The sequence below is a fragment of the Candidatus Kuenenbacteria bacterium genome, assembly GCA_012797775.1.
Classification (GTDB): domain Bacteria; phylum Patescibacteriota; class Patescibacteriia; order UBA2196; family GWA2-42-15; genus JAAZMX01.
In genome coordinates this window covers 1-26,178 of sequence record JAAZOM010000029.1, presented here as the reverse complement: position 1 = coordinate 26,178, position 26,178 = coordinate 1, and the positions used below count along the sequence as shown (strand labels likewise).

Below are 26,178 nucleotides of genomic sequence, written 5' to 3'. Positions count from 1 at the left end.
ATTAGATATTTTTTTCTATAATTTTTTTTACCCTTTCTACGGTCTCGTCCAACCCGCCCTCTTTATTGGTCACCACAAAATCAAATTTTTTATTCTTAGCCGCCCGCATATAGCTCTTTATCTCCACCAACCTTCTACCCACCACTTGACCACCATCACCCCTCTTCTTTAATCTCTCTAGGGCTACTTTTATTGATGGCGGCTTTATCATAATTACTATCACATTTGGGAATTTTCTCTTAATGGCTAGGGCCCCCCTCATTTCCGTTTTCCATAAAATTATCTTGCCGGTTTTCTTTACTCGCTCCAGTTCATTATAAGTACACCCATAATAAGCACCGTAGTGCTCATCCCATTCTATAAATTTATTTTTTTTAATCATCTCCCTAAATCGCCCTTCAGAAATAAAATAATAGGGTCGGCCATTTCTCTCACCCGGCCGCTTGCCCCTTGTCACTGTAGTTATCATTCGGATTGCCCTTAGTCCTTTTTTAAATAAACCCTTGATAACCGCGTCTTGGCCCGAACCAGATACTCCAAAAATTATAAATATTTTCCCTTTTGTTTTCATAAACCCAAAAATTACTAATTGCTAGTTACTTGATTTATTTTATCTTCCCCAAAAACAACTTTAATTCTTCTGGCATTGCCACCTCAAACTCCTGCCATTTCTCATCCAGATCTTTAAAACCCAGCCGACAAGCATACAACCACACTCGCCCCAAATCCTCTTGTTTCTTTTTCCTTTTTATATCACGCGTCACATAAAGATTGTCGCCAATCAAGCCGTGCCCAATCGATTTCATGTGCGCCCTGATTTGGTGTGTCCGCCCAGTAAAAATCTTTATTTTTAATAAAGTAAAATTTTTAAATCTTTCCACCACCCTATACTGTGTTCCCGCTTCTCGACTTTTTTTATTTTTTGATCCCACACCCATCACCCCACCAACTGTCCTGCCAATCGGCCTATCAATCAGGCCCTCATCTTTTACTACCACACCATGAACCAAGGCCAGATATTCTTTCTCCACTTTTCTATCTTGAAATTGTTTTTTTAAATAATCAAACATTTTTTGCGTCCGTGCTACCACCATAAGACCAGAAACATCTTTGTCCAAACGATGTACTATCCCCGGTCGCTTTTGATCGTCACCCACTTTTTTTACCTCTGGATATTTCTTTACTAGCCAATCAACCAAAGCGTTATCTTTGTATATAGTATCTGGGTGCACCACCATCCCCGCTGGCTTATTTACTACAATATAATCCTTATCCTCTTTTATAACTTTTATTCCCGCCAATTTTGACTTTTGCCCGCCGGCTGGCGGATTGACTTTTGTCCGCCGGCTGGCGGATTGACTTTTGACTTTAATTTCATTCCCCGGTTTTAAAAAATAATGTACTGCCACCTCTTTTCCGTCAACGGTTATTTCTCCGGCCTTAATCATTTTCTGTATCTGTGAACGCGACAGCTCCCCCAGCTTTCCTTGTAAAAATTGGTCCAATCTTTTGCCCCCATCTCCTAATTCGACTAAAAATTTTGTCATATAATAACTTAACAATTTAATAATTCAACAACATAACAATGAAACACTACAGTTTACCCGACTTACCTACCTCCCTACTTCCCCACCTTCCCGATCTCTTTCTCCGCCTCTTTTCTATTTTTTATCTTCCCCGCCAACTGTTTTTCTCTCAACCCTTCCAAAATCTTACCCACTTTCTTGCCCGGCCTTATCTTCAAAATCTTCATTATCTCGTTGCCATCAAGTAATGGCTTTGGCAATTTTCTATCCTTACCCAACTTCTTTAACCCCTCTATTCTGCCAATCATCAAATTAAAACTCGCCAACTGTTCTTCCTCGTCCTCCGGTATTGAGCTCAGCCCATCAATAAAACCGAGTTTTAATAAATCCTCGCCACTATATCTCTCACAAAAAAAATACTTTTCAATTGTTGCCGCCTTCATTTCTTTTATCCTTTTTTTATCAAATAAATGATGCTTTCTTATCAGCCAAGCAGCTCGCTCTGGCTCAAAATCAAAATCCGGTGCGGCTGAAAATTTCATTTTTCTAAAAATCTCTTCTGCCATCTTGGCGCCCAACTCATCATGATTATTAAAACGAATTCTATCAGAGCCATTTTTTTCTGGTGTCATAATTGTTACCGGCTTTCCCACGTCATGCCACAAAACGGCCATCACTAATTCCGCATTTAATAATCTAACCTTGCTTTTGAATTCTGAGTTTTGGTTTTTGATTTTATCATCAAAAATAATTGGGTCTCCAAATCTTTCCCGAAAAGCCTCGCTATTTAAATTTTTCAAACACAATCTTGTGTGCGTCCAGACATCGCCCTCACTATGCCAATTCCTTGGCTGTGGACACCCTTTCATTTTTAAAAGCTCTGGCATTGTCTCTCTCATCGCTCCAGATTTATCCATCAGATCAAAAGCCTCCATGGGATTATAAACAAAAGCTTTCAAAATCTCCTCGCCCAAAATTTCATACGGCACCACCCTTTCTCCGCCGCGCTCATCATTTATATTTTTTATCAATTTCTGCAAAGCCACCCTGGTACTTTTTTCTATTTGAAAATTCAGCTGACAAGCAAAACGCACTCCTCGAAGCATCCTAGAATAATCTTCCCGAAACCTCTCTTGAGCATTGCCCACAGTCCTGATCAATTTGTTTTCTAAGTCTTCCAAACCTCCAAACTCATCAATTAATTTTTCCTTCTTTAAATCCCAAGCCAAGGCATTAATTGTAAAATCTCTACGACCCAAATCATCTTCTATTTTTAATTTGTGATTATACCTCACTTTAAAATCTTTATACCCACCAGTTGCCAGAGCAATCTCTGTTCGGGGCAATGCAATATCAAAAGCTATTTTCATTTTCTTACCAGCCGGTACAAATTTGTATACACCGAAACTCTTACCAACGAGTTCCACCCTACCCAAGCTCTTTAAAATTTTACCAAGCTCCTCTATCTCTATTCCTCTCACCACAAAATCATAATCCTTTATTTCTTTGTCCCCAAGCAGGGCATCTCTCACTGCTCCGCCCACCAAAAAAACCTCGCCCTTATTTTTTTCTATCTCTTTTTGCCAATCAAAAAAGCCCTCCTCCTTCAACTGCATAATTGTCTTTTTGAGATTTTCCTTTTTCATATCTTTATCGTAACCTTTTATACGCCTTTTTTCAAGTAACAAAAAAGGAGGCGGTGAGCCTCCAATTAAAATTGATTAATGAGGTCACACGCCTCCAAATCCCTAGTGGGACTTGGAGCGCACCGGCACCTAAATTCTTTTTTTAAAAAAATTCAGATGGTGGTGCGCGGCCAAGATTTTCCCGTATTAGGGACAAAGTGCTTTTTGGGCCGATTTGTCAAAAAGCTTTTATTCTCTACCGTTCTTCTGGTAATCTCTCTATCTTTATGGGATAAAAAGTTACCTTTTTATTTTTGTTTTATATTTTTTGAGAAACAGGTTCTCGCGCCTCCAGGAACCTATTACGAACAGTAAAGAATAACTGTACCAAATTTTGATTTTTGCTTTTTGTTTTCATTTGGGACAATTATCCTCTACTGTGAATAAAAGTCCAAAAAACACTTACACTATAAGTATAGCACATTTTTTAAAAGAGGTCAAAGTCAAAAAAACCACAATTTTGTAATATTTTTTCCTAACTTGTTTTTTTAACAACACTTATCCACAAGATTAAAACCTTTTTGGCTCCAACATCTATAATTTTAGACAGCGCCACCACTCATCAAATCTACCGGGAGCTTCTTGCCCCCTATTTATTATATAGAGTTGCTCGAACATTAAAACTCTCCACCCCCCACTCAAAATCCATTCCTACCGCCCTTATAAAATCAGCTATCTGCCAACCAAAAATATTTGGGTCCAGTAAACACTCGCTATTTCTATCAACCAACCACGGCACTTCTCTATTTTTGTTATCCAAAACACTCTTCGCCAATTCTACGGAGTCAAAGATCATCAATTTTTTATCACTCAAATAATAACCCGCCTCAAAATTATCCTTTCTGATATACCTCAAATCTCCCTCACCATATTTTTCTGTTGCCAATAAAAATTTATCGGAATTGGCCACCACTTCATAACCGCTTGTTTTGTCTGGCAAAACTTTTAAGCGCTTCTCGGGAAACTTATAAGCCATATAGTTTCTCATAAAAGACTCCAGCTCACTAATTATTACTCCTCCGTCTTGACCACTAGGCACGCTGGCATCTAAAACATAATGGTTTATTCCGCTCTGATAATTTTTATAAAGGCCGTCGCTCTTTTGGGTAGGCTGTACAACCAAAAAGAATGGCTGTTCAAAAATTGTATACAATCTATCCACGCGAATTTTATATTTATTATTTAAATATTCTTCTATTGCCGCTCTGTCCAAATACTGGTCTATGTTTCCGGCCGCTATCTTCTCCCATATATCACCCAGCTCCCAAATATTTAAAACCATAGCGCCCTCTATAAAATAAACATCTTTGTTGGTCTTAACCGCCTCTATCTTTTGTTTTTCTACTCCAGCTGGCCATTCTAAAAACAAATCAAAAGACTCTTCGCGTTTTGTTATCTGCCAGAAAACCGCCTCTCTAGTTATTTTAAAATTTGCCTTTACGATATTTTTCAAAGGCCAAGCGACATCTAAATTGCCAGGCCAAAAATCTAAATCCCAAAAGCCACCAGCCAAAGACCCCTTCATCCTTTTCTCTTGATCTCTACTCATCTTGTTAAAAAAATTTTTATTCTCAATTTCCCTTATTGGTTCTTTCTCTCTGGAAATAACTGCTATGTTTGCTTTTGCTGTTGTATAATAATAACCCCCCAAATAAACACCAAGCTGCCCGGCGTCTCCCCTTGTTCTTATTATCCAACCACTCTTATTTTTTTCACCCTCTTTATCTGCTTTAATAATAAACATGCCCACCTCAATCAATTCGTTTTCGGATTTCCACAATTCCGCAGGTAAATCATTGTCTAATAAAAATTTTTCCAACATATCTTTTGCTGTTCTATTTTGCTGTAAAAAATCAACCAAATTTTTGTCTGCCAAATTTATCTCTACGAAAAAATCTGTCTCCCGCGGCGCATACTGCCACAACTTTCCAGCTCTTGTGTAGTTGCTTATACCAAACCAAAGAACACCAACTAAAACAAAAATAGCAGACCCCACAATCAAAATATAAATTTTTAACCAGTGTTGTTTCATAAAAAAGTCCTTGTTTTGATATTAACAAATAAACACAACTCTGGTCAATTCCCTTTATACTCCTTGCCTATTATCCCATAAATGCTAATATTATATTTAATCAATTGATCGTTTTATATGCAAAAAGACATAAAAACCCTACCCGGGGGCGAAACCCAAATAACCTTGGAATTATCTCCTGATGAGTACCAGGGGTTCCTCGCTCCGGCCGCCAAAAAGATATCCGAAAAAAACCAAGTCTCCGGCTTTCGCCCCGGCCTTGCTCCCTATGATATTATCAAACAAAAATTCGGCGAAGCCGCTATCCTAGAAGAAGCTCTCTCGGAAATAATCACCCATACTTTTGTTAAGGTTGTCACAGAGGAAAAGCTGGAAACCGTTGGCTCGCCAGAAATCACTATCAAAAAAATGGCTCCCGGTGACTCTCTCATCTACGAAGCCAAAATATCCATACTACCCAAAGTCACCCTGCCAGACCTATCCACCATCAAAATCTCCCGACCAACTATCAATATTAAAGACGATGAAATAAAAAAACTTTTACTCGGCCTAGCCAAATCACGAGCTGTTGAAATTCTGGAAAACAGGCCAGCCAACGAAAACGATCTGGTCAAACTTGATTATCAAATTTCTGTCGCCGGCGTTCCCCAAGAAAATGCTACCCAAAAAAATTCCTCTGTCTTTCTGGGGGAACACCATATGGTCCCCGGATTCGAAGAACAAATTATTGGCCTTTCTGCCGGTGATCATAAAAAATTTAATATTACTTTTCCTAAAGATTATTTTCAAAAACATTTCGCCGGCAAAGAGTGCGAGTTTTCCGTCTCCATTAATGGTGTCTACAAATTAGAAATCCCGGAACTAAATGACGAGTTTGCAAAAAGTCTAGGCCATTTTCACAACCTTGGGGAGCTCGAAAAACAGATCCGAGAAAACCTACAAAATGAAAAAGAAAATGAAGTTAACCGCCAACTGGAAAACGACCTTCTGAAAAATATTATTGAAAAAACTTCCTTTGAAATAATCCCAGAAAAACTCATCGCCAACGAAATTCACCTCATGTCTCATGAGCTTGAAGATGATTTGGCTGTGCGCGGGCTGGATCTCCACACCTGGCTCTCCAACATGAACAAAACAGAGGAAGCCTTCGAAAAAGATCTGCGACCCGGGGCAGAACTAAGAGTTAAAAGCATTTTGATTATTAGAGACATTGCACAAAAAGAAAACATTACCACCGACAAAAAAGAAATAGATGAGGAAATACAAAAAATTACAGGCCTTTATCAAGACAACCAAGAAAATCTAGAACAAATAAACTCTCCGGCCTACCGCGACTACCTATCCCAATCCCTAACCAGCCAAAAAGTCATCGCCTGGCTAAAAGAAAAAATTGTCAAATAACTTTTTAAAACCGCCCAAAAGGCGGTTTTTACTTTCCTCTCTTTTCCTGTTAAAATTATTATACTAAATACTTAATACTAAATACTATTATGTTCATCGGCGCCCATATCTCTGCCGCTGGCGGCCTAGAAAATGCCCCAGCCAACGCCAAGAATCAAGGTTGTGAATGCTACCAATTCTTTTCGCGTCCACCCCAAGGTGGTCCGGCTAGAAAAATCACCTCCGAAGATATAAAAAAATTCCAACTCGCCAATCAAAAATTTGGGTTTACAAATTTTTATATTCACGCCCCCTATTTTATCAATCTCGCTTCAAGCAATAATCGCATTTATCATGGCTCTATTTCTGTTTTGCGGGAAGAACTGGAACGCGGCTCTCTGCTCGGTGTCAAATATCTCATGACCCACCTTGGTTCAGCCAAAGATCTGGGCGAAAAAGAATCACTCAAAAAAGTCGTCACCGGCCTGGAAAAAATTCTTACTGACTATAAAGGCGCCACTCAATTTCTGATCGAAATGTCTGCTGGTTCTGGCGCCATCATCGGCGACACCCTTGAAGAGGTGGCCTCCATAATTCATAATTCTAAACTCATAATTCAAAAAAAACTCGGGGTTTGCTTTGACACCGCCCATGCCTTTGCCTCCGGCTATGATCTCCGCGACGCCCAAGCTATCCAAAAAACTTTTAACCAATTTGATAAAACTATTGGTTTGAAAAGATTAAAACTCATCCACCTCAATGATTCCAAAGTCTCTCTCGGCTCGCACGCTGACCGCCATGAAGACCTGGGTTCTGGCCAAATCGGCCTTACTGGCTTCTCCGCTCTGATTAAATATCTCCAAAAGAAAAAACTTAATATTGATCTAATTCTTGAAACTCCGACTGAATCCCGTCGTAAAAAAGATATCGCCCTCCTCAAATCCTTCCGCGATAAAAAATAAACTTGTTTTATGTTTATATGTTTAAATGCTTAAATGTTTAAATGTTAATATGTTCATCGCCATCATCTCCGACCTTCACGACAACCTCACCAATCTGAAAAAATTTCTCGCCTTCGCCAAAGAAAACCACATCAAACAATTAATTATTTGTGGCGATACTTGCGCACCATCAACCTTAAGAGAAATTGCAAAAAAATTTAACAGCCAAATCCATGTTGTTTTTGGCAATGTTTGTGATCGGGAAAACGAACCAAAAGTTGTAAAAGAGTTTACGCATATCACCCACTATGGCGACTTGGCTGAATTGAAAATTGACAATAAAAAAATAGCCCTTACTCATTATCCTGACATCGCCAAAGAATTGGCCGCTACCCAAAAATATGACTTTGTCTTCTACGGCCACAATCATAAGCCATGGATCGAGCAAGTGGGCAGGACCACTCTTGCCAATCCTGGCACTTTGGCCGGCATGTTTTCCAAAGCCACTTTCGCTATCTGGAATACTGAGACTAATAAACTAGAATTAAAAATTTTGGAATTAATATGACCGAAAAAGAACACCAACTACTGAAAAAAGTTATTAATTTTGTAGACAAAATAAATAATGGTAAATCCCCCCACTTTGCCGCCACACTTAAATGGGTTAAAAAAATTAAACCCAATGCCGATGTCGCTCTGCAAATAGCCGCTTACTCGCATGATATCGAGCGACCCGCCAGAAAAAAGTCGACCGAAGTCCATGATAAAAAATATGGCTTTATGGGAAAATCATATATGCACGAACATCAAACAACCGGCGGAAAAATCATGGCAAATTTTTTAAAACAAAATAATGTCGAACAAAAAATTATAAACAAAGTTAAACACCTGATAGAAAATCACGAATACGGCGGAGATAAAGAATCAAATATTCTAAAAGACGCAGACTCTGCTAGTTTTTTTGAAAAAAACATTCAGCACTTCCTAAATCGCTTTCCCGATTTCAGTAAAAGATTAATTCAAGACAAATTCGACTTTATGTTCAGCAGAATCACTAACCAAAAAGTTAAAAAAATAATCAAACCTTTATATTTAAAGGCCATAAATAAATTAGAAAAAATATGAAAAATCCCTCTCCTAAACAAATCGCCATTCTGGCCGCCCAAAAGGCCGGTACTGAGCTAATGAAACATTTCAATAAAATCAGCCGCTCGCTGGTCAAAATAAAAAGCAAACACGAAATCATCACCCCAGCTGATCTAGCCGCCGAGCGTATTATTCTTTCCGCTATCAAGAAAAACTTCCCTAGCCACCGCATTCTTTCTGAAGAGGCTGGCGATAATAAAAAACAATCTGATTATCTCTGGATCATTGATCCTCTCGACGGCACCACCAACTTTGCCATGGGCAATCCCCTCTTCTCGGTTTCTATCGCCCTCGCGAAAAAAGAAGAGATAATTATGGCCCTAGTCTATATCCCTTTTCTAAAAGATTTATATCTGGCTGAAAAAAACAAGGGCGCCTTCCTCAACGGCAAAAAGATTTACAGCTCCGAAGAAAATAAAATTAAAAAATCTTTTCTCACTTTTTGCCACGGCAACAATGAAGCCAGCGTCAAACAAGCCATCCATCTTTACTCAAAATTGAAACCACTGGCCAGGGACTTGCGCCAAATCGGTACCGCCGCCCTAGAAACCGCCTGGGTCGCCCGTGGCAAAACCGAAGCCATTATTATCCCGGGTGTTAATCCTTGGGATGTTGCCGCCGGAGCTCTTCTCGTCCGTGAAGCCGGCGGTATTGTCACCGATATGACCGGCCGACCTTGGACCATCCAATCCAAGGGCATTCTGGCTAGTAATAAAAATATCCACCCAACACTTCTCAAGACAATAAAAAAAATCAAATAAAATCTATTTGTATATTTGTATAATATTTGTAAATTTGTAGTAGCTTAAAAATATTTATATGCTTATAAACGTAAAAGTAACCCCCAAATCCAAACTCAACCAAGCCACCCAAATCGACGACGCTCATTTTGTGGTTCACACCACTGCCGCTCCAGACAAAGGCAAAGCCAACGAAGCAGTCATCAAGCTTTTATCTACTCGCCTCAAAATCCCCAAATCACGGCTGGCCATAATTAAAGGTGAAACCTCTCGCCAAAAAATCATAGAAATACTTTGACAGCCCAAAAAACTTTTGCTAATATACCAATAAGCTAAAAATATGCGGGTATCGTATAGCAGCTATTATGTGTCCTTGCCAAGGACAAGATGGGGGTGCGACTCCCCCTACCCGCTCCAAAATATTTATATAATTATCAATTAATAAAAATATGACAGCCGCTGAACGAACCGAGCAAGACATGCGTCAAAAATTTTTTAAACCAAATGAACAAGTATCTATAAAATTTGACGACTGGACAAAAATAAAGCAAGGATTCTCAAAAGAATTTTTATTTAGTTTGCCAGATATTGGAGAGTTTGGATTTGGTGGGGAGAGAAGTGACATAGAAACACAAAATTATTGCGACCAAGCATTTCAGGGTATGGTAGAAAGACAAGATGACTCAATTATTATTAAATTTAATGAGCAGCTAGATGGTCCAGAAAGATATTATTCTCAGTTCTTTGTTGAAAATGGTCTAGACATAGAAAAAATTTAGTTGAATTATTTATTCTAAAAACAAAAAATCCCTTCTTAGGGATTTTTGATTTTTGTTTTTACTTTCCCGATTTGTCAAAGTGCTCCTCTGGGCCGCTCTCTCTTTCTGTTCTAAAACTAACAATCTAATTATTGTTTGGGCTTCATATTTTTGCGGCGATATCCTTTATACTTTTTACTACCGCCCAGATCCTGCGATCATTTTTTCAAAAACTTATAAAAATATTTCTGCTCCTTGGTTGTTAATTTTTGTTTTCTCTTCTGTTTTGCCAAATTAAAAACTATCATTGCTCACCTGATAGTTCTTAATCTAATATCAGTATAGCATAAATTTTGCCCAAAGTCAAAAATAAAAAAGAGGGGCGATGACAAGCATCACCCCTCGTGAGACTTCACGGGTCTCTTTTGGAGACTACCGGCTTGGCCGAGATTCGGCTAGGCGCGGTAGACGCAGTTCACGGTCTTGTTCACGACGGCACTCTTCTTCCCGGACAGGGTGGAGCTGGTGCTGACGGCGCGCTGGAATTTGTTATCGGCGCCACCCACATTCGAACTGATCCGGCCGTTCTCGGCGAATTCTCTGCTGTAATTTTCGACCATACCGGCGGACTCTACCGTGCCGGAGGTCTGAATCGATTCGATCATTTCGTTCAAAGCGACCTGGGCGTTTTTCGATGATGCCACGAGGTCGGTGGTGACGGCCAGCCGCGGCGAAAAGTTCTTATTCGCGGTCGCGGCGCCGTTCAGGGCGGCTGAGGTGGTCATATAGGCATAGGTCAACTTGGCGACATTGGCGCCAGCGAATTCGCCGGCCGGGAATTTGTTGTCGGCGCCGCCTTGCAGATTTTTGTCCTGTTCGCAGGGGTTTCCGATCGAGCCGATGGCGCCGAAGTTGGATTCGCTGGTCATCGCACCGAGGATCACCGGGGGCGATGCGGCCACCAGGACCGCCAGCAGAAGCGCAAACGCGCAGAAAAGCAAGAGCTGTTTCATACTCCCTCCCGAGAGTTGGAAATGAACTGCTCTGTACCACGTGAATTATTGTGCAAGCGTTTCCTCCTAGGGGTTTGCACGGCCCCTATTTAATTTTTTATGTTTTTTGCAAGTCACAAAGACCTATTTTTGCCCTAACACTTTTATCAAAATTAGTCAAGGTTTTGACAAAAAAACAACCCGGGGTTAAACTGAAATAGCAGTCAACTGTGACCAGAGGAAGATCCTGGTCCAATGTGGCCGATACTGGTAAAAAGGAGGGAGCTTATGCTCACCACCAAAATTCGCGGCCAAACCTTCAACCTGATGACGGAAGGTTCCGCGGCGTAACACCCTGGTGAAGCCTTTGTGGCATAATCCCGCATCGCACCTGCCGAGCGCGGCAGAAAAAAGTGTCGGGGCACCCCCACAGAGCAAACCTGCCAGACGAAATTGTCTTGGCAGGTTTTTTATTTTTTATAAACCAAAAAGAGCGCCTCATGGCACTCTTTCTTATTTTAAAAATTATAAAATTGAAAATTGTTTAAAAATTAAAAATTATAAAATTAAAAATTAATCTATATCTTTCCCTCATTCTCCCACTGTATCAGCGCGTTTTCCGCCGCGGCCATCTGTGCTTCCTGCTTGCTCGTACCCTCGCCACGAGCGATCAATTCCTCTCCCAAATATACTCCGATGACAAATTTTTTATTATGGTCCGGTCCGCTTTCTTCTACCACCTTGTAGCTCGGCGTAATCCCCATTTTTTCCTGTGTTATCTCCTGAAAGTGTGACTTGGCATCCATGTACAGCTTGTGTTCCAAAACATAATTCAAACGCGCTAAAATATTATTGGTAATAAAAACCCTAGCTGCCTCAAACCCCTGATCGATATAAATCGCCCCAATCACCGCCTCTACTGCATTGGCAATAATATAATTTTTTGCCTTAATATTATTATCCTTTGACTCCCCCCTCGACAAATAAAGATAAGCATACAGGTCGAAAGATCCTCCGATTTCCGCGAGCATCTTGGCATTAACAAGCGCTGCCCGCCAATTCGTCATTTCTCCTTCCGGATTTGGATAATTTCTAAACAAATACTCCGTCACAATTAGCTCCAGTACCGCATCTCCCAAAAATTCCAATCTCTCATTATGATTTACGGCAAAACTGGGGTGTTCGTTGATATATGAACGGTGCACCAATGCTTCTTTCAACAAATTTTTATCTTTAAATTCTACTCCCAATCTTTTTTCCAAATCTTTCATCTGCTCACTTTTTTCCATATTATTTTTTCAAAGGCCAAACATCCGCAAATCAACTGCAAACTCACAAATAAATAATTTGTAAATTTGTAGTCTATCTGCCCTCTATCTGGTCCTATTAATTTATAATAAATTACCTATTCCTAGTTACTAGTTACTATATTATTTTGTTTTTTAAAACTCTCCGGTGTAATTATCCCCTCCTGCTCGCCCTGAACATCGCGATAAACAGATCCCAAAACCCCATTTACAAATCGCCCCGAAGATTCACCACCATATGTTTTGGCCACCTCTATTGACTCATTTATGGCCACCTTTGGTGGCACCTCTTTGCCAAACGTCAGTTCATAAATACCTAGACGCAAAACACTCCTGTCAATAATTGTTATTTTTTCTATTGGCCACTCGGGCGCATATTGTACGATGAGCTTGTCTATCTCTGCCATATTCTTCACCACCCCACGCACCAATTTTTCTACAAATTCCCGATCTTCCTCCAGCCCGACTCCAAACTCTGCCATGTTATAATCAATAACCTCATTCAGCTTTTGTGAACGATTATTAAAATCCCATTCAAATAAAATCTGCATTGCCACAGTTCTCGCCAAATGACGGTTGGACATATTTTTATTTTTAATATTTTAAATTACCAGTTACCTGCCTCGCATCGATGCGAGTCGAGGCGGGCTAGTTACTAGTTACTTTTTGGACTTCTCCTGTTTTTTGGACTTACGCAAGGATTTTGGCACTCTCACCTTTTTTACCACCTTACCTTTATAACTACCACAAAAAGCACAGGCAGTATGTGGTTTTACGGGTTTTTTACATTTTGGACAATTGGCCAAAGATATCTTTTTCAGGCGAATTGCTCCTCTTCTTATATTTTTTCTTGACTTGGTATGTTTCTGTGTGGGTGTCGACATATTTTTATTATATTAATTTATTCTTATCTTACTATTTTTTTTACCTACTGGCAAGACCATCAGTTGCTTATAATTTTATCTATAATTCCATAGTCTTTAGCCTCTTCTGCACTCATAAAATAATCCCTGTCTGTATCTCTTTCTATCTTTTTGAGCTCTTGCCCAGTATGCTTGGCTATTAATTTGTTTAATTTGTCTTTTATCTTTAAAATGTGTTCCGCCCTTATCTTTACGTCGCTCGCCTGCCCCTCTGCCCCGCCCATCACCTGGTGCAACATTATCTCGGCGTTGGGCAAAGACAGCCTCTTCCCCTTTTCACCTGCCGCCAAAAGCACTGCTGCCATGCTGGCGGCTGTGCCAATACAGATCGTCTGCACTGGAGATTTGATATATTGCATCGTATCATAAATGGCCAAACCTGCCGTCACCGACCCCCCGGGGGAATTTATATAAAGTTTTATGTCTTTTTCCTTATTCTGCGAATCCAAAAGGAGCATCTGGGCGATGACTGTGTTGGCCAAAGGATCGCTGATCATATCACCCAAAAAAATTATCCTATCTTTCAAAAGACGAGAATAGATATCATAAGCCCTTTCCCCCATTTGAGATTTTTCTATCACTGTTGGTATCAAAAACATAATTTGAGTATTTTAAAATTTAAAATTACTTTATACTATCTGCCAATATCTATTTTCCCTTTCTATTCTACCCCGAAGCGAAAACCCAGCCGCCTTCTCGTGCCCCCCTCCGCCAAACACGTGAGCCAATTTTGCTACATTTATCTTGCCATCAAGCGACCTCATGCTTACCTTTATTTCCCCACTGGCGCTTTCCTTAATTATCATCGCCATCCTAATGCCCGACAAATTACTCAAAAAATTGGTTGCGCCATCCAATATCCCAGAGCCCCCGCCCTCAACGTCCTCTGGTAACACCACCGAATAAGCCAAATTAATTTTATCATTTTTTGTCAATCTTGATAATATCTTTGACCAAGTGGCAAACCAATTACTCTGATCATTTCTTTGAAATTGTGACACCACATAAGTATAGCGTGCACCCAGACGCAACAGCTCTGCCGCCGCGAAATAAGCCTCTGGTCCAGTAGCCGTATTGGTGAAACAATTCGTATCAGCTATTAAGCCAGCTAAAATTTGAGTTGCCGTCCTTTCATCAATTTCTACTTTCCACAAAACAAATAAATTATAAAGCAATAAAGTAGTTGATGCCTTTCCCTTGTCTACTATATTTAAATCAGCAAAATTACTATTTGGATGATGATCTATATTTACAAAAAAAACACCCTCTGCTTTCTTTCTGACCAATACTTCCTCAATGCCGCTCCAATCCAAATTTGAGCAATCCAATCCAATAATCAGATCAAAATTTTCTCTTTTTATTTCTGTCTTATCATCGATTATCCTGACACTCTCTTTTAAATAAAAAAACCTTTCTAATAAAGGCATTGATAAAAAAATCTGGTGATTTTTCCCCCTCTTGGACAAAAAACGAGACATCACCATAAGGGAGCCAATCGCATCAGTGTCTGGATCCTTATGGGTAAAAATCAAAATATTCGTAGCCCCCTCTATCTTTTCTGCCAAAATTGTGGCCTGGCTAATTATTTTATTATCCTCATTTATTTTAAACATATCATCCCAGTCTACCAGCCAGATAAAGAGCTGTCAACCTTCTTCTTTTCTTATTTTATCCAGAATATCATCCACCACCCTTCTCTGCTTCTCATCTTCTATTTCTTCCGTATCTATCTGAAAAAACAATCTTGGCACCCGACGCAAATCCATCTTACCAGCCAGCTCTTGGCGCAATCTAAAATTGTTCTTTTTTAAAATTTCTAATACCTCATTGGATTTTTCTAAAGGCCAAACGTTTATCCATATCTTGGCCAGCGACAAATCCGGCGTCACCTCTGCCGAACCTATACTAACAAAAATTCCCTCCCCAATTTCCACCTCATTCTGCAGTATCTCCCCCAGGCCCTCTTTTATCAAATTGTTCATTCTTTCTCCCTTATGACTGTCCATATCTCTTTTTCTCTTCTCTTGTAAATAATTCCAGAACATCATTCTTTTCTATTTCTATCTTTGATTCTATTCTCATGCCGCATTCCTCTCCCTCCAAAACCTCTTTTACTTTCGTCCGACCGGCCTCAACCTCTTTTATTTTAATTTCGCCTACCAATTGATTTTTCCGGAAAACCCTCGCTTGTATCTCTGGAACCGCCCGTCCACTCTCCACTTTTCCTCCGATAATCTGTTCTCTCTTTTCTGTTCTAAATATTGCCACTACCTTCAAGCGACCAACCACCTTTTCTATTATTTCTACTCCGGCCAAGTCAATTACTTTTTTTTCTACAAAATCAAGTAGATCATAAATAACCCCAGACACGACCGCTTCAACCCCTTTGTCTGTAGACATCTTTTTAGCCTCCGGTGTAATTTTTACATTAAACCCAAGCACCTCCGCGCCAAGAGCCGCCGCCTGCTCTATATCCTTTTCGGTTATATTACCAAGGCCCTGTTTTATCACGGCGACCGAGACTCCCCCTTTTTCTATTTTTAGTAAAGACTCTATTATCGCCTCCACCGAACCCAACACATCTGACTTGAGAATAATATTTACTTTGGGCTTTTCATTTTCTTCCTCATTGTTTTTATCCCGACTGTTAAAAGTATTACTGACCACCCTCTGCGGCTCGCTAATTTTTATCTTTGACAATTTTTTCAACTCTTTTTGATTCTCTACTACTTGCAAAATATCGCCCACTCTGGGTATCGCCTTTAAGCCCAAAATCCTTACTGGCATTGAGGGTGTCGCTTTTTCTATTTGCTCTCCCTTCCAATTTTTCATTATTCTGATCTTGCCAACCACATTACCGATCTTTACCAAATCACCCCCCATCAGCGTCCCGTTTTGGATCAAGACAGTCGCTACTGGACCCTCACCCTTATCTATGTGTGATTCAATAATCGTCCCGGCGGCCGCCACGGAAATATTGGCTACAATCTTTTCTTTATTTAAATCAGCCACCAAAAATAAATTTTCTAAAAGTAAAGAAATATTTATATTTTCCTTGGCCGATATTTCTACGCAAATAGTTTTTCCGCCCCAGTCTTCTGGTGCAAGACCAATATTTGCCAAATCGCCCTTCACTTTTTCTATGTTGGCTCCGGGTTTATCTATTTTGTTTATTGCTACAATAAATGGTAGCTCGGCTTTTCTAATGTGCGCCAAGGCCTCTATTGTTTGCGGCTGGACCCCATCATCAGCCGCCACTAGAAGTATCGCAATATCAGCCACCTTGGCCCCCCTTGAACGCATTGCCGAAAAAGCCTCGTGTCCTGGAGTGTCAATAAAGGTCAGGAGTCTTCCCCCTCTTTCCACCTGATAAGCTCCAATATGTTGAGTAATACCACCGGCCTCCCCTTCCATTATATTTGTATTTCTAATAGCATCCAACAATTTTGTTTTACCGTGATCCACATGGCCCATCACCACTACTATCGGCGGCCTTGGGCTAGCACTGTCCTGATCTATCGCCAAAAGTTTCCTCTGTTCCGCTTCATTATCTATTTCCAGATCACTCTCCTCTGATTTTTCTACCCCAAAACCCATATCTTCAGCGATGATAGACGCTGTCTCAAAATCAATATATTGATTCAGTGGTGCCATCACTCCATTTTTCATCAATTCTAAAATTAGATTAGCCACCGGTATGTTCATTCTTCTCGCTAGCTCTTTTACCACTATTTTCTCTGGTACTTTTATAATACCGACTTCCCCTTCTTGTTTTTTTTCTTCTTGGGCTGTCTCTCTCTTTGTCATAGGCTCACCCTCATTCAAATATTTCTCTCTCACCGCTGGATCAGACATTTTTTCTATTATTGCCTGCGCCATCTTGGGATCCACCTTTATCGCCCTCGCCCCAATATCAAAACCGAGTTGCGGCATTATTTCCTTCAACTTGTTTGGTGTAATCTTTAATTTTCTCGCCAATTCTGTCACATTCATATTATTCAATCTTACGTTAAAAAATAAGCAAAGTCAAATAAAAAAGAAGCCTTTTCTCCTTATTTGAGGCTCTTTTGCCAATTTACGCCCTTGACACATCCCGGGTGCTCCTATATATTAACTTAATATTTTTTAATTTATTGCTCCTCCAATGTCTCTCACCCTCAACCAACAAATTTCTGAATTAATCAAAAATTCACACCATATTCTACTCACTACTAACGAAAACGATACGGGCGACGGCATCGCCTCTATCTTGGCGCTCAAATTGTTTCTCCAAAAAATAAACAAGCCAGCAGATATTGTCGTGAGTGAAAAATTAAAAAATAAATTTTCTTTTCTCTTTGGTTCAGAAAACATTAAAACAATCAATGAACCACTAAAAAAACTAATCATAACTCTAGATGTCGAAAAAAATCCCGTCAAAGATTTTAATTACAACCTCAAAAACAATCAATTAAAAATTTATATTACCCCCCTGTCTGGTGAAATTAAAAAAGAATCTATTACGATAGAACCCAGTAATTATAAATATGACTTAATTATTACCGCCGGCTGCCAAGACCTTGAATCTCTTGGGCGTCTTTATTCTAAAGAGCCAGAATTTTTTTTCCAAACTACTATTATCAATATTGACAATCACCCCGCCAATGAAAGGTTTGGGCAGATAAACCACATCAGCCTAAACACCTCTTCTTGCTCAGAGTTGCTTTTCAATCTTTTAAACAGCACTCAACCAGAAAACATAAATTCAGAAATTGCTACCAATCTACTCTCCGGTATTATTTTAAAAACAGAAAACTTCCGCACCCCTGCTATTACCCCGGAGTGTTTGCACAATGCCTCTTACCTTATGAAGCTCGGGGCAGATCAAAGCTACATTATCAATAATCTCAATAAAAACAAAAGCATCACCACCCTCAATCTCTGGGGCCGCATCTTGGCTCGTCTCAAACAAGACACCCACTATAATCTGGCCTGGTCTCTTGTCAGCCAAACTGACTTTCAAAAATCCGGTGGCTCTATTGAAGATCTAGAGGGCGTAGTAAACGAACTCCTCTCTCGTTCCCCGCATATCAAAATTACCGTTCTTTTATTTGAAACAAATACTGGCAATATAAATGGAGAGATCTATACCTCACCCAACTACAACGCCCTTGATCTTGCCAGTCCATGGCAGGGCACTGGTACAAAAAATCGGGCCTGTTTTCAACTAAAAGAAACCCGACTGATTTTGGCGGAACAAGCAGTTATAAATCAACTAAGGGAATTTATCCGGCCCATCCATTGAAAATAAAACCATAATACTCTATAATTTAAATAATCATAGTTCTAGTTTTAATTGTCAATAAAATAAATTGGGTTCGTAGCTCAGTTGGTTAGAGCGCTTGCATGACACGCAAGAGGTCAGAGGTTCAACTCCTCTCGGACCCACCATAATAAATATTTTTTATTATTTTGCTTTTGAGCTTTAGGCTTTGAATTTTAGGTTAATTTATATGGGCATGTAGCTCAGTTGGTTAGAGCACCACTCTTATAAAGTGGGGGTCCTGGGTTCAAATCCCAGCATGCCCACCAGGATCCTTGCTTTTATTTTTTAATTTATTTTATGCCCAAACTTCCCCAGATCCCCTACAGGCTCTACGAAGAGCACAACCGCGAACGCAGCGCTTGCATGAATCTCTCCGACAAGCTACGAATTTTATCCAAATCAACTATCAGTTTTCTGATTAAAAATAATTCCGAGGCCGTGGTCAAAAACTTACCGGAAATGCACAAAATCTTTGATGTCCTTCAAAAAAAGTTAGGTCGCCATCCATATCTTTATGCCATCCCCGCCATCAATGTCGGTTTTGAAGAATACGTCGAGGCTGTCCTACTTTACAATTATATAAAAAATAAACCCCTGCCCACTGCCACCTCGCTCAAGGTCACGCCCGACACTTATCTCGGCGGTCTCTCCGATCTGACCGGTGAACTCGTCCGGCTAGCCCATCAAAACGAAAAACAGGTTAAAGCCATTCACGACTATGTCTCCAAAATCTATGATTTGATTATTCCTTTGAGTATCACTAGAAATAATTCCACTCGGACCAAACTAGAAATCATCGGCACCAATCTCAAGAAAATAGAATCGATCATCTACGATCTCAAACTCCGCGATAAAATATAACTTTTATAAAAAATAATACCGTCGGTTACATAACCGACGGTATTATTCTTCTTATTTATAGCTCCATATTCGGATCCACTTTTGCCTTCCCCCAGTCTACCTTTTTAATACTTTTGCGCTTTAATGCTCTTATTGTCCTAAAATACCCTACCAAAGCGATCATCGCCGCATTATCACCAGTATACTTTATTTCTGGTATCAATAATTTTACTCCCTTCAATTCGCCAGCCTCTCTCTCCAATCTTTCTCTTAATTCTTTATTCGCCGCCACACCACCACCCACCAATATTGTCTTTACTTTATATTCTTTTGCCGCCCTGATTGTTTTATTGATGAGAACATCTACACAGGCCTCCTGAAAACTAGCACACAAATCTCTTTTTTGTTTTAATGATTTAACATTTTTATGATTTAAAGTTTTATATAAAACCGCCGTCTTTAATCCTGCAAAAGAAAAATTATAATCCCCGCTATTCATCATTGGCCTTGGCAATTCAAAACTACTTTTATCCCCCCCTTCGGCCATTTTTGCAATAACCGGCCCGCCAGGATAACCTAAATCCAAAATTTTTGCCACTTTATCAAAAGCCTCTCCCACCGCATCGTCCAGAGTCTCCCCAATAATTTTGTAATCTAAATAATTCCTCATCAAAACCAACTGCGTGTGCCCGCCAGACACCACCAACGCCAACGCTGGGAATACCAGCTTTGGCAACCTTTGAAAATTTTTATTTTGGATTTGTGGTTTATTTTGCCCGCCTGCCGGCGAGGCAGGGACTTTGAATTTTGAATTTTGAATTTTATTCAGCAAAGCTGAATAAATGTGTCCTTCCAAATGATTAACCTGCATTAAGGGTTTTTTCCAAATATAACTCAATGTTCTAGCCGCCTCCACCCCCACTCGAAGTGAAGTAATCAACCCCGGACCACTTGTTACTGCAATATAATCAATATTTTTTGGAATTCCTAGTTTTTTAACCTGCTCTAAAACCGGCATTACAAATTCTACCTGTTTTCTGGCCGCCACTTCTGGCACAATACCGCCATACCGTGCCTGTAATTCTACCGACGAAGAGACCAAATTGGACAAAATTCTAAAACTGCCGTTCTTTATTTCCAAAACGGCTGCTGCTGTTTCGTCACAAGATGTTTCAATACCCAAAATCAACATATTTATTATCCTTTATAATAACAAAGATATTATTACCTCAACCTTGCCAAATTGTCCAGATAATGATACCATATTTTTGTATTCACCCCAAAAAAGGGTTATTTTTTAAAAATACAATCTACCTTTACCTTTTTGCGCCGCTATCGTCTAATGGTTAGGACATCAGGTTTTCATCCTGAAAATCGGGGTTCGATCCCCCGTAGCGGTACCACCGAATATTTTAAATTTTGATTATTCTGATTTAAGGCAAAACATTTTTGATTCTCAGGGAATCGAAGGGCAGAAGTGAGCCCGCCGAAATTGGCGAGCGAGACGACGGCAAATCAGAGCTGGCGCAGGATTTGCCGCTGCCCCGGACCCGATCCCCCGTAGCGGTACCAACAAGGACGATTAGCTCAGTTGGTTAGAGCGCCTCGTTTACACCGAGGAGGTCGTAGGTTCGAACCCTACATCGTCCACCAGTATAATTTTAAAAAAACAAAAGTATGAAGTATTTTTTTAGCTTCCTCGCCATCGTCGCCGGATTTTTTATTGTCAAATATAGCAATAGCATTGTTGACAACTTTGGGCACACAGAGTGGGCTGATCACTATCTTGGAACCTATGGGGGCACGCGCCTCATGTGGAAGCTAATCGGCATTACTATTATTATAATCGCCTTACTAGCTATCAGCGGTATTGGTGAATCTCTTTTAGTCTCAATCTTTGGGCGCATGGGTGGCAATTTTACTCAACCATACTAAAATATTTTGGGCTGTTAGCTCAGTTGGTTAGAGCGCCTGCTTTGCAAGCAGGAGGTCGCGAGTTCGAATCTCGCACAGTCCAATTTCTTGAAAGCAGGGCGGAGGGCCTGGTATTACTCTCAAACGGTTCGAGCCCGGTAGTGTTCAAGGCGATGGCAGACGGGGCGCCTGCTTTGCGAGCAGGAGGGTTTTAAAACAGTTCGTATCTCACACGGTCAGCCAAAATTATTTTATCTTATTAAAAAACATTAACACAACAATTAATGTTTTTTATTTTAAAAATTTTATTTCTATAATTTTCTATTTTATTTTCTCCAACTTTATTTTCACTATTTACATTTTATTAAAATAATTTTATAATTAATATATCAGTTCACTTGTGGATAACTTTTTTCTTTAAAAATTTATAAAAATATTTTAAAAAAAATTTGCGAAAAATATTTCTATAAATTTTATAAAGTAATTTTCTTTCCCGTGCTCGTCGTTTGTTGAAAAATTTTCTACTGAATTTTTCAACGCTCAACATGAGGAAAGCATCTTACCAGAAAGGGGGTGATAAAAATGGCAGCTAAAAAGAAAGTGAAAAAAACAGTTAAGAAAGTGAAAAAGGCAAAAAAGACCAAAAAGAGGAAATAGTCTAATTTTAGATACCTCTAGAGGTTCTCTAGAAAACCAAAAATTCCCTAATGTTAGGGAATTTTTGGCTTTTAAAAAACCTCACTCAAATAAATTCATTTGTCTTTTTCTTTCTTTCTCCGAACCAAAAATTTTTATTTCTCCATACTGCCCATCATAGCCCGGCTTGATAAAAAGTTCGCCCACTCTTACTCTTCTTATCCCCTCGGCAATATCAAAATTATTTTTCTCCGCAATCTTTTTTAAATCAACCTGAAGCAAAATATCAAACTCACTACCAAAATTTTTTATCAAACTATTATATTCTAGTTTTACCTGCTTTGAATTTCTAGATTTTACACCAAGCACTTCAGCAATTATTTTGTCTAGTTCTACCAACTTTACAAAAGGTACTCGTGATTTATCCACATGCCCCTCTCCCCTTTCTTCTTCGGCCAATTCTTCTACTCTATTCAAGACTCCGATCGTTAACTCTTTCTTACACTTAGGACAAATATTTTTATTTCTTTTTGATTCACTTGGTGTCATACCTGTCCTGCATGCTCGGTGACCATCAAAATGATACATCCCTTCTTCTGGATAAAATTCAACAGTATACAAAAACTCTTTTGGATTCTTGCTTTTTATTATTCTCATTATCTCATTAAAACTCAATTTATCTTCCTCCACTTCAAAGACATTGGCCTCTCTCCCAATATTGGGCAAGGAATGCGCATCAGAATTGGAAATAATACTCATCCGGTCCAAATTTTTTACCCGCCAATTCATCTCTGGGTCGCTGGACAAGCCTGTTTCTATCGCGAAAATCTGGTCAGCCATCTGACCCCAGCATTCCTCCACACTATCAAAGCCTGACTTTGAACCAAACATCGCAAACCACGGCGTCCAAATATGGGCTGGTATAACCACACACCCCTCATCAACCCCAAAAACTATCTCTGCCAATTTTTCCACATCCAGCCCCAAAATCGGTCGCCCATCTGATTTTAAATTTCCGATTTTTCCTAAGGCCAAATTGATCTTCTCCACCGCTTCTAAACTCGGCGCCAAAACCATGACATGCAATCTTCTTACTTTACCGCCCTTGGAATAAATACAGGCAATCTCCGCCGAACAAATAAATCGTGCCTGTTTAAATTCTTGGGTTTTGGATTTTGGATTTGATTGGAAATTTGGATTTTGGATTTGTGATTTTAAGGTATAAAGCCCCTTCTCCTTCTCCGCCAATTTTTCTCTCATTTCCGAAAACCATTCTGGATGTGTAAAATCTCCAGTCCCGACCACATTCACACCCTTTGTCCGGCAAGTCTCATCAATTTTATCCAATACCAAATCCCGCGAACATGCCCGCGAAAACCTCGAATGAATATGTAAGTCGGCTATAATTTTCATAACTCCAGTGTAGCACCATTTGTCAAATAAACAAATCCTACAATCAGTGCTAAAATACCCTTATGAAAAAACTCTTTCTCTTTGCCCTATTTTTAAGCTTTACAATTATTATTTTAATCATAGTTTTTCCCAAACAAAAACCAACCTCCTCTATTTTAAATAATAATCAAAATACTATGACTACCCCAAAAATTATCCGCCAGCCAGCAGTCGCCGGTCAATTCTACCCAACTGACAAAAAAGAACTATCCTCCATGATCGAGAGACTTCTTGCCAATGCCACTACCACAATTACTGGCAAGCCGCAAATTTTTATTGTTCCCCATGCCGGCTATGTCTTTTCTGGTGAGACCGCTGCTTATGCTTTTAAAACCGTCGCTGATATATCTTATGACACTGTAATTGTTCTTGGCGGTAGCCACAATTATCCTATTGATGGCTTGATCCTCTACAATGGCGATGCTGTGTCTACGCCTCTTGGTGAAGTGTCTGTTGATAAAAAATTAACCGAAGAGTTAATCGCCACCAACCAAAACATTTCTGCCGATAATAAAATCCACGAGCCCGAGCACTCGCTGGAAGTCCAGCTACCTTTTTTACAAAAAACACTAGTCCCCGGCTGGCAATCAATCTTGGGTTTAATTAATAGCGACGACAATGAAACTCTCGCTTCCATCGCCGATTCTATAGAAAAAGTCATTTCTGGCAAAAATGTTTTATTAATCATTAGCTCTGACCTGTCTCATTACCCGAGCTACGCCAACGCCCTTTACTCTGACACCAAAATAATTGACTCAATTTTAACTAAAGATATTAATAATTTTGATCAAACCTTCTCCGCTATTATCGCCGAAGGCCGGCCCAATCTCGACACCTGTGCCTGCGGCTCATCCGCTATCAAGGTTGGTATGATAATTGCCAACGAACTCAATCTCACTGGCAATAAGCTTCATTATTCCAATTCCGGCGACACCCCAGATTACGGCGACAAGTCGCGCGTTGTTGGCTATGGTGCTGTTGTTTTTACAAATAATAAATCCAACTATATGAATAATAATAATCTCAATCCTGACGAGCAAGCAGCCGCTCTCTCTCTAGCTCGTAATACTCTAGAACTGGCCTTCAACCTTACCACAGACAAAAATGAAGATTACAAACAATATCCGGTCTTCTCTGAAAAAAGAGGCATCTTTGTCACTTTGAGAAAAAATGAGGAACTCCGCGGCTGTATCGGCCTCATCGAACCAATTAAAGAATTGAGCGCCGCCATTATTGAAATGACCGAAGCCGCCGCTTTTGAAGATCCACGCTTTTTGTCTCTAGAAAAAAATGAACTAAAAGATATCACCATTGAAGTTTCTGTTCTCACACCCCCACAAAAAATCTCTGGCCCAAAAACAGAAATAGAGCTCGGCCGTCACGGCGTCATCGTCAAAAAAGGTTCCCGCTCCGGTGTTTTCCTCCCTCAAGTCGCTACCGAAACCGGCTGGGATCTAAATACTTTTATGGCCCACCTCTGTGCCGACAAAGCCGGCCTCCCTGCCAACTGCTGGCTCGACGGTTCGGCAGACATTTACACCTTTGAAGCGCAGGTGTTTGAAGAAAAATAAAAATTGTCCACCAAAAAACTCGGCCTTTCAGCCGAGTTTTTAAATATCATCATTCTCTAATTAAGTTCTATTTCTGCTCCAGGATATTTGTCTATAATAAAGTCAATAATCTTTTCTTGCAAATGTATTTTCCCTTCCTTTGTTCCACCCTCTACTATTACTTTTATTTTTGGCACGCCATCAACCATCTCCACCGCGACCTGAACCTTACTCAAATCTATTCCCTCTGTCGTCTCCAATGTGCTGGCCAAACCCTCGTCTTCCAGTCTATCAACCTTTATAAAATTAGAGATCTGCTGCCAAATAGCTTCTTGCTCTTTTGACACATCACCGTATTCTCCCATATTTTTTACTTTAATTAATAACTACCTTTATTCTAAACTGCCCAGCCATTTTGGTCAAACTAAAAAGAGTGGCACTGTTCTGGCGCTGGCCTACTTTCGCCCTATTGGACTATCATCGGCGATGAAAGGCTTAACTTCTGAGTTCGAGATGGGATCAGGTGTGACCCTTTCTCTTGAAGCACCAGAACAATGCCACCCTTGGTGAATTGTTCAATATTTTTGAAGAAAAAATTCAATACAAACTTTTAGGAATCCGCAAAGCCAATTAGTATGGCCTAGGCTGAACCCCTTACGGGGCTTACACCCGGCCACCTATCAACCTGGTAGTCTTCCAGGTGGCTATCAAATCCTGATCTTGGGAACGGCTTCGCGCTTATATGCTTTCAGCGCTTATCCAACCCGAACTTAGCTACTGAGCTGTGCCCTTGGCAGGACAACTCATACACCAGCGGTTCGTCCTTCTCGGTCCTCTCGTACTAGAGAAGGGGTCCCTCAAGATTTAAACGCTCACAGTAGATAGGAGACCAAACTGTCTTACGACGTTTTGAACCCAGCTCACGTACCGCTTTAATTGGCGAACAGCCAAACCCTTGGGAGCTTGTTCACCCCCAGGATGCGATGAGCCGACATCGAGGTGCCGAACCTTGCCGTCGCTGTGGACGCTTGGGCAAGACTAGCCTGTTATC

Annotated in this window: 26 protein-coding genes, 6 tRNA genes and 2 rRNA genes; 17 read left to right on the top strand and 17 right to left on the bottom strand. The window is 40.1% G+C overall.

Annotated features, from left to right (window positions below; genetic code table 11):
* Position 1: 1 nt before the first annotated feature.
* From GYA54_04420 to GYA54_04405, 4 genes are all read right to left on the bottom strand, one after another.
* Complete coding sequence (locus tag GYA54_04420; GenBank protein ID NMC51933.1) at positions 2-571, bottom strand: hypothetical protein; 570 nt, start codon at positions 569-571, stop codon at positions 2-4.
* A 34-nt stretch (positions 572-605) separates the two neighbouring features.
* Positions 606-1,547 (bottom strand): RluA family pseudouridine synthase, encoded by a 942-nt coding sequence (locus tag GYA54_04415; GenBank protein NMC51932.1) that lies wholly within the window; start codon positions 1,545-1,547, stop codon positions 606-608.
* 74 nt (positions 1,548-1,621) lie between these two features.
* Positions 1,622-3,172 (bottom strand): CCA tRNA nucleotidyltransferase, encoded by a 1,551-nt coding sequence (locus GYA54_04410; protein ID NMC51931.1) that lies wholly within the window; start codon positions 3,170-3,172, stop codon positions 1,622-1,624.
* A gap of 628 nt (positions 3,173-3,800) precedes the next feature.
* Entirely contained in the window at positions 3,801-5,243 is a 1,443-nt protein-coding gene (locus GYA54_04405) for a hypothetical protein (protein ID NMC51930.1), read from the bottom strand.
* 117 nt (positions 5,244-5,360) lie between these two features.
* On the opposite strand from GYA54_04405, the gene tig reads away from it, so the two are divergent.
* From tig to GYA54_04365, 8 genes are all read left to right on the top strand, one after another.
* On the top strand, positions 5,361-6,644 hold the full coding sequence (tig, locus tag GYA54_04400; protein NMC51929.1) for a trigger factor: 1,284 nt from the start codon (positions 5,361-5,363) through the stop codon (positions 6,642-6,644).
* Between the two features lie 89 nt (positions 6,645-6,733).
* Entirely contained in the window at positions 6,734-7,585 is an 852-nt protein-coding gene (locus tag GYA54_04395) for a deoxyribonuclease IV (GenBank protein ID NMC51928.1), read from the top strand.
* Positions 7,586-7,634: 49 nt separating this feature from the next.
* Entirely contained in the window at positions 7,635-8,132 is a 498-nt protein-coding gene (locus tag GYA54_04390) for a metallophosphoesterase family protein (protein NMC51927.1), read from the top strand.
* Positions 8,129-8,689 carry a DUF4202 domain-containing protein gene (locus GYA54_04385; GenBank protein ID NMC51926.1) on the top strand — a complete coding sequence of 187 codons (561 nt, stop codon included), beginning with the start codon at positions 8,129-8,131 and terminating at the stop codon, positions 8,687-8,689. The genes GYA54_04390 and GYA54_04385 overlap by 4 nt, the downstream gene beginning before the upstream one ends.
* Entirely contained in the window at positions 8,686-9,471 is a 786-nt protein-coding gene (locus GYA54_04380; GenBank protein NMC51925.1) for an inositol monophosphatase, read from the top strand. Before GYA54_04385 ends, GYA54_04380 begins: the two co-directional genes overlap by 4 nt.
* 58 nt (positions 9,472-9,529) lie before the next feature.
* Positions 9,530-9,748: a DUF167 domain-containing protein gene (locus GYA54_04375; protein ID NMC51924.1), complete on the top strand. Its 219-nt coding sequence runs from the start codon at positions 9,530-9,532 to the stop codon at positions 9,746-9,748.
* Between the two features lie 44 nt (positions 9,749-9,792).
* A tRNA-Gly gene (locus tag GYA54_04370) sits at positions 9,793-9,867 on the top strand.
* 32 nt (positions 9,868-9,899) lie between these two features.
* Positions 9,900-10,229 (top strand): hypothetical protein, encoded by a 330-nt coding sequence (locus GYA54_04365; GenBank protein NMC51923.1) that lies wholly within the window; start codon positions 9,900-9,902, stop codon positions 10,227-10,229.
* A 434-nt stretch (positions 10,230-10,663) separates the two neighbouring features.
* On the opposite strand, the gene GYA54_04360 is transcribed toward GYA54_04365, so the two are convergent.
* The 8 genes from GYA54_04360 to GYA54_04325 form a co-directional block, all read right to left on the bottom strand.
* A complete protein-coding gene (locus tag GYA54_04360) occupies positions 10,664-11,221 on the bottom strand; it encodes a hypothetical protein (protein NMC51922.1) in 558 nt (185 codons plus the stop codon).
* 557 nt (positions 11,222-11,778) lie between these two features.
* A complete protein-coding gene (gene rnc / locus GYA54_04355) occupies positions 11,779-12,471 on the bottom strand; it encodes a ribonuclease III (protein NMC51921.1) in 693 nt (230 codons plus the stop codon).
* A gap of 140 nt (positions 12,472-12,611) precedes the next feature.
* Positions 12,612-13,091: a transcription antitermination factor NusB gene (nusB, locus tag GYA54_04350; GenBank protein ID NMC51920.1), complete on the bottom strand. Its 480-nt coding sequence runs from the start codon at positions 13,089-13,091 to the stop codon at positions 12,612-12,614.
* A gap of 75 nt (positions 13,092-13,166) precedes the next feature.
* Positions 13,167-13,391, bottom strand: a complete 225-nt coding sequence (gene rpmF / locus GYA54_04345; GenBank protein ID NMC51919.1) for a 50S ribosomal protein L32 — start codon at positions 13,389-13,391, stop codon at positions 13,167-13,169.
* Between the two features lie 59 nt (positions 13,392-13,450).
* Entirely contained in the window at positions 13,451-14,029 is a 579-nt protein-coding gene (gene clpP, locus GYA54_04340; protein NMC51918.1) for an ATP-dependent Clp endopeptidase proteolytic subunit ClpP, read from the bottom strand.
* Between the two features lie 30 nt (positions 14,030-14,059).
* Entirely contained in the window at positions 14,060-15,043 is a 984-nt protein-coding gene (locus GYA54_04335; GenBank protein ID NMC51917.1) for a hypothetical protein, read from the bottom strand.
* 33 nt (positions 15,044-15,076) lie between these two features.
* Complete coding sequence (locus GYA54_04330; protein ID NMC51916.1) at positions 15,077-15,436, bottom strand: ribosome-binding factor A; 360 nt, start codon at positions 15,434-15,436, stop codon at positions 15,077-15,079.
* On the bottom strand, positions 15,423-17,423 hold the full coding sequence (locus tag GYA54_04325; protein NMC51915.1) for a translation initiation factor IF-2: 2,001 nt from the start codon (positions 17,421-17,423) through the stop codon (positions 15,423-15,425). The genes GYA54_04330 and GYA54_04325 overlap by 14 nt, the downstream gene beginning before the upstream one ends.
* 151 nt (positions 17,424-17,574) lie before the next feature.
* Here GYA54_04325 and GYA54_04320 point away from each other — a divergent pair, with 151 nt between their 5' ends.
* The 4 genes from GYA54_04320 (at position 17,575) to GYA54_04305 (ending at position 19,596) form a co-directional block, all read left to right on the top strand.
* A complete protein-coding gene (locus GYA54_04320) occupies positions 17,575-18,714 on the top strand; it encodes a hypothetical protein (GenBank protein ID NMC51914.1) in 1,140 nt (379 codons plus the stop codon).
* A 69-nt stretch (positions 18,715-18,783) separates the two neighbouring features.
* Positions 18,784-18,860: transfer RNA gene (locus tag GYA54_04315), tRNA-Val, on the top strand.
* Positions 18,861-18,924: 64 nt separating this feature from the next.
* Positions 18,925-19,001, top strand: a tRNA-Ile gene (locus GYA54_04310).
* A gap of 31 nt (positions 19,002-19,032) precedes the next feature.
* Positions 19,033-19,596: a hypothetical protein gene (locus GYA54_04305; protein NMC51913.1), complete on the top strand. Its 564-nt coding sequence runs from the start codon at positions 19,033-19,035 to the stop codon at positions 19,594-19,596.
* Between the two features lie 55 nt (positions 19,597-19,651).
* On the opposite strand, the gene tsaD is transcribed toward GYA54_04305, so the two are convergent.
* Positions 19,652-20,767, bottom strand: coding sequence for a tRNA (adenosine(37)-N6)-threonylcarbamoyltransferase complex transferase subunit TsaD (gene tsaD / locus GYA54_04300; GenBank protein NMC51912.1), 1,116 nt, complete (start codon positions 20,765-20,767; stop codon positions 19,652-19,654).
* Between the two features lie 136 nt (positions 20,768-20,903).
* Between tsaD and GYA54_04295 the strand changes: the two genes are divergently transcribed.
* From GYA54_04295 to GYA54_04280, 4 genes are all read left to right on the top strand, one after another.
* Positions 20,904-20,978: transfer RNA gene (locus tag GYA54_04295), tRNA-Glu, on the top strand.
* Between the two features lie 173 nt (positions 20,979-21,151).
* A tRNA-Val gene (locus GYA54_04290) sits at positions 21,152-21,228 on the top strand.
* A 24-nt stretch (positions 21,229-21,252) separates the two neighbouring features.
* Positions 21,253-21,510 (top strand): hypothetical protein, encoded by a 258-nt coding sequence (locus GYA54_04285; GenBank protein ID NMC51911.1) that lies wholly within the window; start codon positions 21,253-21,255, stop codon positions 21,508-21,510.
* Positions 21,511-21,518: 8 nt separating this feature from the next.
* Positions 21,519-21,592, top strand: a tRNA-Ala gene (locus tag GYA54_04280).
* 635 nt (positions 21,593-22,227) lie between these two features.
* On the opposite strand, the gene GYA54_04275 is transcribed toward GYA54_04280, so the two are convergent.
* A complete protein-coding gene (locus tag GYA54_04275) occupies positions 22,228-23,538 on the bottom strand; it encodes a DNA helicase UvrD (protein ID NMC51910.1) in 1,311 nt (436 codons plus the stop codon).
* 62 nt (positions 23,539-23,600) lie between these two features.
* Between GYA54_04275 and amrB the strand changes: the two genes are divergently transcribed.
* The gene (gene amrB, locus GYA54_04270) at positions 23,601-25,148 is read left to right on the top strand and encodes an AmmeMemoRadiSam system protein B (protein ID NMC51909.1); all 1,548 of its coding nucleotides are present in this window, start codon (positions 23,601-23,603) and stop codon (positions 25,146-25,148) included.
* A gap of 56 nt (positions 25,149-25,204) precedes the next feature.
* On the opposite strand, the gene GYA54_04265 is transcribed toward amrB, so the two are convergent.
* From GYA54_04265 to GYA54_04255, 3 genes are all read right to left on the bottom strand, one after another.
* Complete coding sequence (locus GYA54_04265) at positions 25,205-25,492, bottom strand: hypothetical protein (GenBank protein ID NMC51908.1); 288 nt, start codon at positions 25,490-25,492, stop codon at positions 25,205-25,207.
* Positions 25,493-25,569: 77 nt separating this feature from the next.
* Positions 25,570-25,678, bottom strand: a 5S ribosomal RNA gene (gene rrf / locus GYA54_04260).
* Positions 25,679-25,742: 64 nt separating this feature from the next.
* A 23S ribosomal RNA gene (locus GYA54_04255) occupies positions 25,743-26,178 on the bottom strand; the annotation flags it as partial.

Excerpts from the sequence above, each read along its gene's own strand:
- GYA54_04365 (NMC51923.1), top strand. The coding sequence starts at position 9,900 with ATGACAGCCGCTGAACGAACCGAGCAAGACATGCGTCAAAAATTTTTT.
- GYA54_04385 (NMC51926.1), top strand. The coding sequence starts at position 8,129 with ATGACCGAAAAAGAACACCAACTACTGAAAAAAGTTATTAATTTTGTA.
- GYA54_04325 (NMC51915.1), bottom strand. The coding sequence starts at position 17,423 with ATGAATGTGACAGAATTGGCGAGAAAATTAAAGATTACACCAAACAAG.
- GYA54_04305 (NMC51913.1), top strand. The coding sequence starts at position 19,033 with ATGCCCAAACTTCCCCAGATCCCCTACAGGCTCTACGAAGAGCACAAC.
- GYA54_04330 (NMC51916.1), bottom strand. The coding sequence starts at position 15,436 with ATGGACAGTCATAAGGGAGAAAGAATGAACAATTTGATAAAAGAGGGC.
- GYA54_04410 (NMC51931.1), bottom strand. The coding sequence starts at position 3,172 with ATGAAAAAGGAAAATCTCAAAAAGACAATTATGCAGTTGAAGGAGGAG.
- GYA54_04415 (NMC51932.1), bottom strand. The coding sequence starts at position 1,547 with ATGACAAAATTTTTAGTCGAATTAGGAGATGGGGGCAAAAGATTGGAC.
- rpmF (NMC51919.1), bottom strand. The coding sequence starts at position 13,391 with ATGTCGACACCCACACAGAAACATACCAAGTCAAGAAAAAATATAAGA.
- GYA54_04375 (NMC51924.1), top strand. The coding sequence starts at position 9,530 with ATGCTTATAAACGTAAAAGTAACCCCCAAATCCAAACTCAACCAAGCC.
- tsaD (NMC51912.1), bottom strand. The coding sequence starts at position 20,767 with ATGTTGATTTTGGGTATTGAAACATCTTGTGACGAAACAGCAGCAGCC.
- rnc (NMC51921.1), bottom strand. The coding sequence starts at position 12,471 with ATGAAAGATTTGGAAAAAAGATTGGGAGTAGAATTTAAAGATAAAAAT.
- clpP (NMC51918.1), bottom strand. The coding sequence starts at position 14,029 with ATGTTTTTGATACCAACAGTGATAGAAAAATCTCAAATGGGGGAAAGG.
- nusB (NMC51920.1), bottom strand. The coding sequence starts at position 13,091 with ATGTCCAACCGTCATTTGGCGAGAACTGTGGCAATGCAGATTTTATTT.
- GYA54_04360 (NMC51922.1), bottom strand. The coding sequence starts at position 11,221 with ATGAAACAGCTCTTGCTTTTCTGCGCGTTTGCGCTTCTGCTGGCGGTC.
- GYA54_04395 (NMC51928.1), top strand. The coding sequence starts at position 6,734 with ATGTTCATCGGCGCCCATATCTCTGCCGCTGGCGGCCTAGAAAATGCC.
- GYA54_04265 (NMC51908.1), bottom strand. The coding sequence starts at position 25,492 with ATGGGAGAATACGGTGATGTGTCAAAAGAGCAAGAAGCTATTTGGCAG.
- GYA54_04285 (NMC51911.1), top strand. The coding sequence starts at position 21,253 with ATGAAGTATTTTTTTAGCTTCCTCGCCATCGTCGCCGGATTTTTTATT.
- GYA54_04420 (NMC51933.1), bottom strand. The coding sequence starts at position 571 with ATGAAAACAAAAGGGAAAATATTTATAATTTTTGGAGTATCTGGTTCG.
- GYA54_04405 (NMC51930.1), bottom strand. The coding sequence starts at position 5,243 with ATGAAACAACACTGGTTAAAAATTTATATTTTGATTGTGGGGTCTGCT.
- tig (NMC51929.1), top strand. The coding sequence starts at position 5,361 with ATGCAAAAAGACATAAAAACCCTACCCGGGGGCGAAACCCAAATAACC.
- GYA54_04380 (NMC51925.1), top strand. The coding sequence starts at position 8,686 with ATGAAAAATCCCTCTCCTAAACAAATCGCCATTCTGGCCGCCCAAAAG.
- GYA54_04320 (NMC51914.1), top strand. The coding sequence starts at position 17,575 with ATGTCTCTCACCCTCAACCAACAAATTTCTGAATTAATCAAAAATTCA.
- amrB (NMC51909.1), top strand. The coding sequence starts at position 23,601 with ATGAAAAAACTCTTTCTCTTTGCCCTATTTTTAAGCTTTACAATTATT.
- GYA54_04335 (NMC51917.1), bottom strand. The coding sequence starts at position 15,043 with ATGTTTAAAATAAATGAGGATAATAAAATAATTAGCCAGGCCACAATT.
- GYA54_04275 (NMC51910.1), bottom strand. The coding sequence starts at position 23,538 with ATGAAAATTATAGCCGACTTACATATTCATTCGAGGTTTTCGCGGGCA.
- GYA54_04390 (NMC51927.1), top strand. The coding sequence starts at position 7,635 with ATGTTCATCGCCATCATCTCCGACCTTCACGACAACCTCACCAATCTG.